The 8,248-nt window shown below is 45.6% G+C and carries 4 protein-coding genes; all 4 read left to right on the top strand.

Features of this window, described 5'->3' with window-relative positions; genetic code table 11:
* Positions 1 to 679 (top strand): TatD family hydrolase (locus IQ229_RS04890; RefSeq protein ID WP_194041780.1); only part of this gene is annotated, 679 nt, incomplete at its 5' end.
* Between the two features lie 747 nt (positions 680 to 1,426).
* Positions 1,427 to 4,726 (top strand): DNA-directed RNA polymerase subunit beta, encoded by a 3,300-nt coding sequence (gene rpoB, locus IQ229_RS04885; protein WP_194041778.1) that lies wholly within the window; start codon positions 1,427 to 1,429, stop codon positions 4,724 to 4,726.
* A gap of 137 nt (positions 4,727 to 4,863) precedes the next feature.
* Entirely contained in the window at positions 4,864 to 6,741 is a 1,878-nt protein-coding gene (locus tag IQ229_RS04880) for a DNA-directed RNA polymerase subunit gamma (protein ID WP_012411285.1), read from the top strand.
* A gap of 135 nt (positions 6,742 to 6,876) precedes the next feature.
* Positions 6,877 to 8,248: serine/threonine-protein kinase (locus IQ229_RS04875; RefSeq protein WP_194041776.1), on the top strand; the 1,372-nt coding region annotated here is incomplete at its 3' end.

Below are 8,248 nucleotides of genomic sequence, written 5' to 3'. Positions count from 1 at the left end.
TTCCTGTGTTCACCCGGAGGAGTTTTTCAGTATTCAATCCATAGCCCAAGAGTTTCCCGAAATTAGTTTTGCTGTAGGATTACATCCTTTAGATGCTGATAAATGGAATAGCGAGACAGCCGAGAAAATCAAAACTTTAGCGAGTTCTGACTCGAATGTAGTAGCAATTGGGGAAATGGGGCTGGATTTTTACAAAGCTGATAACTATGAGCAACAGTATATGGTGTTCGAGTCCCAGTTGGCGATCGCAGCTGAACTCAACTTACCAGTAATTATCCACTGCCGTGATGCTGCGGTGGCAACCAGAGAAGTGTTGCAAAAATGGCACTCACTCAAAGGAGAAAGAGTGCGGGGCGTCATGCATTGCTGGGGAGGAACGCCAGAAGAAACTCAATGGTTTCTCGATTTAGGCTTCTACATCAGCTTTAGCGGGACGGTAACGTTCAAAAACGCCAAAGCGATCCAATCCTCGGCGGCGATGGTAAGTAGCGATCGCCTACTAATTGAAACAGACTGTCCATTTCTCGCCCCAGTTCCGAAACGAGGCGAGAGGCGCAACGAGCCGGCCTACGTGCAATATGTAGCCGAGCAAGTAGCTAAACTGCGTCAGGAAACGGTAGAGGCGATCGCCCATCAAACCACCCAGAATGCCTGTGAATTATTTGGCCTGTCAATATAAAGTGTGCAATAATTCTCTTTGTATTCCGTTGTGCTAAAAAAAATAAAACTCTAGAGAGGGAAAATATGGTAATATTATTCCCTCAAAAACATTTTGCTTGCGCCATAATGATAAAGGAAGGAACCTAAAATTTCTGAGCCTAATTTTCCGTAATCTTATCGGCTTGGCCATCCTCCAAATCTCTACAAGCGGATGCTCTCCAGACATGACTAACTGTGCCAAACCAAGTTGAGCTAGATTGCACAACATCGGCTTGGTGTGTATCGAACCTATTCAAAATCGTTAAACAAAATTGCCTTGTGACTACAATCCAGCAAAATGAAGTGATTCTGATTCAAAGCCGACAAGGTGCGGATCGTTCCCTCAGTCTTAGGATATCTAGGATATCACTGAGAGTATAAATAGGCGGGTGGATTTAAGACACACCGTCTAGAGCTGCGTCAGCAAATTAACGCGCTTTTTGGAGGGGAAATGAAGAAAGTAGATAAAACTCAGGAATATCTCAACTTTATATTCTTCTTAAATCAAGACTATAGTGGGTTTTTGGCGTCTGAGTCCCCGATTCCGGGCAATTACCCCCTTGTCCAAATTGCTCATTCCAGCTTTAATGGCTGCGTTTGCCCACACCTGTAAATAGCAAGTGTGTAAGAAGAAGTTCCCAAACAGCTAAGGACACTAGCTAGCAGTGGGAAGCGTCAAACAGCAGTGTCCAAGGGAAAATTTTACCAGGTTGACAAAGGAAGAGGCATGACTAAAGAAACATACATGGAACCCGCCTTTCTGTTGCCCGACTTGATTGAAATCCAGCGTTCGAGCTTTCGCTGGTTTTTGGAAGAAGGGCTAATAGAAGAACTTAACTCCTTTAGTCCTATTACAGATTATACGGGCAAATTAGAACTGCACTTTTTGGGGCATAACTACAAACTCAAGGAGCCAAAGTACAGCGTCGAAGAAGCCAAACGGCGGGATAGTACTTATGCCGTCCAAATGTATGTTCCCACACGGTTGATTAATAAGGAAACCGGGGAAATCAAAGAGCAAGAGGTATTTATTGGCGATTTGCCTTTGATGACCGATCGCGGCACGTTTATTATTAACGGAGCCGAACGGGTAATTGTCAACCAAATCGTGCGATCGCCAGGAGTTTACTACAAATCAGAAATCGATAAAAACGGGCGACGTACTTATTCAGCTAGCTTAATTCCCAACCGGGGAGCATGGCTGAAATTTGAAACAGACCGTAACGATTTGGTGTGGGTACGCATCGACAAAACCCGCAAACTCTCAGCGCAAGTACTCTTAAAAGCTTTAGGGTTATCAGACAACGAAATCTTTGACGCCTTACGCCACCCAGAGTATTTCCAAAAAACCATCGAAAAAGAAGGGCAATTCTCTGAAGAAGAAGCCCTGATGGAGTTATATCGAAAACTGCGTCCTGGTGAACCACCAACAGTTTTAGGTGGACAACAACTCCTAGACTCTCGTTTCTTTGACCCGAAACGCTATGACCTTGGTCGCGTTGGACGGTACAAACTCAACAAGAAATTGCGCCTTTCTGTTCCCGACACAATGCGCGTGTTGACTGCTGGCGATATCTTGGCAGCCGTAGATTACCTGATCAACCTAGAATATGACATCGGTAATATCGATGACATTGACCACTTGGGCAACCGTCGGGTAAGAAGCGTCGGTGAATTGCTGCAAAACCAAGTGCGGGTGGGCTTAAACCGCTTGGAGAGAATTATTCGGGAACGGATGACCGTATCCGATGCCGAAGTGCTAACTCCCGCTTCCTTGGTGAACCCCAAACCATTAGTAGCAGCAATTAAAGAATTCTTTGGTTCCAGCCAATTAAGTCAGTTCATGGATCAAACCAATCCTCTGGCAGAACTGACCCACAAACGCCGTCTAAGTGCCCTTGGCCCTGGTGGTTTAACCCGCGAACGCGCTGGTTTTGCCGTGCGAGATATTCATCCTAGTCACTATGGACGCATTTGCCCCATTGAGACGCCAGAAGGCCCCAACGCCGGATTAATTGGCTCCTTAGCAACCCATGCGCGGGTTAACCTGTATGGCTTCCTCGAAACACCATTTAGACCTGTAGAAAATGGGCGAGTCAGATTTGACCTGCCTCCAGCCTACATGACAGCCGATGAAGAAGATGATTTGCGGGTTGCTCCGGGAGATATTCCTGTAGATGAAACCGGGCACATTATTGGGCCATTAGTGCCAGTCCGTTATCGTCAAGAATTTTCCACCACAACACCAGAACAGGTGGACTACGTAGCAGTATCTCCCGTACAGATTGTATCGGTAGCAACCAGCATGATTCCCTTCTTGGAGCATGATGACGCTAACCGAGCGCTGATGGGATCGAACATGCAACGACAAGCAGTACCCCTGCTCAAGCCAGAACGTCCTCTAGTGGGTACTGGTTTGGAAGCCCAAGGAGCAAGAGACTCCGGGATGGTGGTTGTATCCCGTACCGATGGCGATGTCACTTATGTGGATGCTACAGAAATTCGCGTCCGTCCTAAACCTAATACCCCAGAAATTAAGTACACCCTTTCCAAGTACCAACGCTCAAACCAAGACACCTGTTTAAATCAAAAACCTCTTGTCCGCATTGGGGAACGGGTTGTTGCTGGTCAGGTATTGGCTGATGGCTCCTCCACCGAAGGCGGTGAATTGGCGCTAGGACAAAATATTGTTGTTGCCTATATGCCTTGGGAAGGCTACAACTACGAAGACGCGATTTTAATCTCTGAAAGACTGGTGCAGGATGATGTCTACACCTCAATTCACATTGAAAAATATGAAATTGAAGCTAGACAAACCAAACTGGGGCCAGAAGAAATTACCAGAGAAATTCCCAACGTCGGGGAAGATGCCTTGCGTCAGTTGGATGAACAGGGAATCATTCGCATTGGGGCATGGGTAGAAGCTGGAGATATCTTGGTAGGAAAAGTCACACCCAAGGGTGAATCTGACCAACCGCCAGAAGAAAAATTGTTGCGTGCAATTTTCGGTGAGAAAGCACGGGATGTGCGAGACAATTCTCTGCGAGTACCAAATGGTGAAAAAGGTCGCGTAGTTGATGTGCGCTTGTTTACTCGTGAACAAGGCGATGAACTGCCACCAGGAGCCAATATGGTAGTCCGGGTATATGTTGCTCAAAAACGCAAAATCCAAGTTGGCGACAAAATGGCAGGACGGCACGGTAATAAAGGGATTATTTCTCGGATATTACCAGCTGAAGATATGCCTTATTTGCCCGATGGTTCACCAGTAGACATTGTACTTAACCCGTTGGGCGTACCCAGTCGGATGAACGTTGGTCAAGTATTTGAATGCCTGTTGGGTTGGGCTGGTCAGACCTTGGGAGTGCGATTTAAGATTACTCCCTTTGATGAAATGTACGGGGAAGAGTCATCCCGCCGAATCGTGCATGGCAAATTGCAAGAAGCACGAGACGAAACAGGGAAAGACTGGGTATATAACCCAGATAACCCAGGCAAAATCATGGTGTATGACGGTCGTACAGGTGAACCCTTTGACCGAGCAATCACTATCGGTGTGGCTTACATGCTGAAACTGGTGCATTTGGTGGATGATAAGATCCACGCTCGTTCCACAGGCCCATACTCACTGGTGACTCAGCAACCCTTGGGTGGTAAAGCACAACAAGGTGGTCAGAGATTTGGAGAAATGGAAGTGTGGGCATTGGAAGCCTTTGGTGCAGCTTACACCTTACAGGAATTGCTCACAGTTAAATCTGACGATATGCAAGGACGAAATGAAGCGTTAAATGCGATCGTTAAAGGTAAGGCAATTCCTCGACCTGGAACTCCAGAATCCTTTAAGGTGCTAATGCGCGAGTTGCAATCATTGGGGTTAGATATTGCTGTTCATAAGGTAGAAACCCAAACAGACGGCAGTTCCCTGGATGTAGAAGTCGATTTGATGGCAGACCAATCAGCCCGTCGCACACCTCCTCGACCAACATACGAATCTCTTTCCCGCGAATCGCTGGAAGACGACGAATAAGGAGTGCTGAGTGCTGAGTGCTGAGTGCTGAGTATTAAAAAACTCAGTAATTGGCATTTAGCACTTGGATATCTCTTAATTCAAACCTTAAAACTAAATATACTCAAAACTCATAACTCGAAACTCAGCACTTAAGTATGAGACCTGCCCAAACTAATCAGTTTGACTACGTAAAAATCGGCTTGGCTTCCCCGGAACGCATTCGCCAGTGGGGCGAGAGAACATTGCCCAATGGTCAAGTAGTCGGTGAAGTTACCAAGCCAGAAACTATTAATTACCGAACTCTCAAGCCAGAAATGGATGGCTTGTTTTGTGAGCGCATCTTTGGCCCAGCGAAAGATTGGGAATGCCATTGTGGCAAGTATAAAAGAGTTCGTCATAGAGGGATTGTCTGTGAACGCTGTGGGGTAGAAGTCACTGAGTCACGGGTGCGTCGTCACCGAATGGGCTATATTAAACTCGCCGCACCAGTAGCTCACGTTTGGTATCTCAAGGGTATTCCTAGCTATATTTCCATCCTGTTGGATATGCCCTTGCGGGATGTCGAGCAGATTGTCTATTTCAACTCTTATGTTGTCCTGAGTCCAGGTAATGCCGAAACTTTAACTTACAAACAGCTACTGAGTGAAGACCAGTGGTTGGAAATAGAAGACCAAATTTATAGCGAAGATTCCGTGCTGCAAGGCGTAGAAGTAGGTATTGGGGCTGAAGCGCTGTTGCGTTTGCTCGCCGATATCAATTTAGAACAAGAAGCCGAAAGCCTACGCGAAGAAATTGGCAACGCCAAAGGACAAAAGAGAGCCAAGCTAATTAAGCGACTGCGGGTAATTGACAACTTCATCGCTACTGGTTCAAAACCAGAGTGGATGGTAATGGCAGTTATTCCTGTGATTCCTCCCGACTTGCGCCCAATGGTGCAACTAGATGGCGGACGGTTTGCCACAAGCGATTTAAATGATCTGTATCGGCGGGTAATTAACCGCAACAATCGTTTGGCACGCTTGCAGGAAATTTTGGCACCAGAAATTATTGTACGGAACGAAAAGCGGATGCTGCAAGAAGCAGTGGATGCTTTGATTGACAATGGTCGTCGGGGACGCACTGTGGTCGGGGCAAATAACCGACCCCTGAAATCTTTGTCCGACATTATTGAGGGTAAGCAAGGACGTTTCCGACAAAACTTGTTAGGTAAACGGGTTGACTACTCTGGACGTTCTGTAATTGTGGTCGGGCCAAAGCTAAAAATTCACCAGTGCGGTTTGCCTAGAGAAATGGCAATTGAGCTATTTCAACCATTTGTGATTAACCGCCTGATTCGTAGCGGCATGGTAAATAACATCAAAGCTGCGAAAAAGCTGATATCCCGCAATGATCCCAGTGTTTGGGATGTGCTGGAAGAGGTGATTGAAGGACACCCTGTAATGCTAAACCGGGCACCAACATTGCACCGCTTGGGTATTCAGTCTTTTGAACCAATTTTAGTAGAAGGTAGAGCGATTCAACTGCATCCTCTGGTGTGTCCAGCGTTTAACGCCGACTTTGACGGCGACCAAATGGCGGTACACGTCCCTCTTTCTTTAGAAAGTCAGGCTGAAGCGCGGTTATTAATGTTGGCTTCTAACAATATTTTGTCACCAGCCACAGGTAAACCGATTATCACGCCTAGCCAAGATATGGTGTTGGGAGCCTATTATTTAACAGCAGAAAATCCCGGTGCGACAAAAGGGGCAGGAAATTACTTTTCTTCGCTAGAGGATGTAATTATGGCTTTCCAGCAAGATCAAATTGACTTGCACGCCTATATTTACGTAAGGTTTGACGGTGAAATAGAATCAGACCAACCGGATACAGAACCCGTGAAAGTGACGGAAAACGAGGATGGTACCCGCACATTACTCTATAAGTTCCGTCGAGTCAGACAAGACGCTAAAGGCAATGTACTTTCGCAGTATATATACACAACTCCTGGCCGCGTTATTTATAACAATGCCATTCAGGAAGCACTAGCAAGTTAATTCGTAATTTCTAAATCGTAATTCGTAATTGAAGAATTAATTACGAATTACGTAGCTTGCTTCTTGCCATTAGCGTAGCATCTCGTAGAGAAGGCAAGTATCATCAATTACGAATGATTTTGACTAATCACGAAAATGGAAGTTTACTGCACTCGTCCACGTTGTCCACGCCCACAAAACTATTTTGCCGATTTAGATGATGTTACGACACTGAAAACAACCCAGCAAAAGTATTGCACTACCTGTGGTATGCCACTGATGCTAGATGGTCGATACGTGCCAACTAAATTGCTGGGAAGGGGCGGGTTTGGAGCAGCATTTTTGGCACGCGATCGGCGAATACCAGGAATGCGTCAATGCGTGGTTAAGCAGTTTCAACCAGCGGGAAATTTAACTTTAAATCAACTGCAACAAGCACAGTTGATGTTTGAGAGAGAGGCAGAAGTTTTAGCACAACTTGGTAACGATCACGAGCAAATACCTGACTTATTTGCCTTCTTTCCAGTGATAGTTAATAGTTTGCAACCAGGACAGCAAGACCAATTTTTTTACTTAGTACAAGAATATATTGATGGGCAAAACTTAGAGGAAGAATTAGTTCAACAAGGTAAATTTTCTGAGCAGCAAGTGTTGGAGGTGCTGGAGGAAATCCTGAAGGTACTAAAGTTTGTCCATCATAGAGGCATTATCCACAGAGATATTAAACCCTCTAACATCATGCGCCGTCGTGATGGTAGACTTTTTTTACTAGATTTTGGCGCAGTTAAGCAAGTAACAAATGTTGCACTGGGTTCTGCTGCTTCTTCTACAGGAATTTATTCGATGGGCTTTGCACCGCCTGAGCAGATGGCTGGAGGTCAAGTATTCCCATCTACAGATTTATACGCCTTAGCTGTAACTCTTATTACCTTGTTGACAAATCAGGAAGCAGTTAAACTATTTGATGCCTATAGCAACCAGTGGAAATGGCGAACCCAAGTGACTGTCAGCCCTCGCCTTGCTGACATATTAGACAAAATGCTGTTACCTGCTGCCAATCAGCGCTTCCAGTCAGCCCAGGAGGTTTTAGATGCACTTAACTCACAGGCGGTTCAAGCCCCTGCACAACTTAATTCGCCCTCTGTAACACTTCCGCCACAACCGTCAAAAGGTTCTAATCCCGTCGTTCCCCGCCGTCCACCAACTCAACCGACATTTTCTACAGTGGAATTATTGGGTGGGGCGGCATTTAGTGGATTTGAGGGTTCATTGATAGCGATCGCTCTCTTCAGTCTCGTAAAATCAGAAATAGTTACTTTAAGTGTTGCATGTGTGATTTTAGGAATACTGATATTTGCCCAAACGAGGCGGTGGATTGAGAAGTTCGATTTATTAATTATTCCGGCAATTACTTTTGCGATTATTTTTTTTCTCCCCTTTTTACAGGGTGGTCTTGGTATCGTGAACGTAGTAATTTTATCAATTGCATCAGCCTTGGTAGCTATTTCACTGACAGCTATATTTAGAC

Origin of the sequence: Nostoc cf. edaphicum LEGE 07299, assembly GCF_015207245.1 — a bacterium.
In the GTDB taxonomy this organism is placed as follows: Bacteria; Cyanobacteriota; Cyanobacteriia; order Cyanobacteriales; family Nostocaceae; genus Nostoc; species Nostoc edaphicum_B.
Note: the sequence above shows the minus strand (reverse complement) of the source record. Positions and strands in the feature narration are given on the sequence as shown.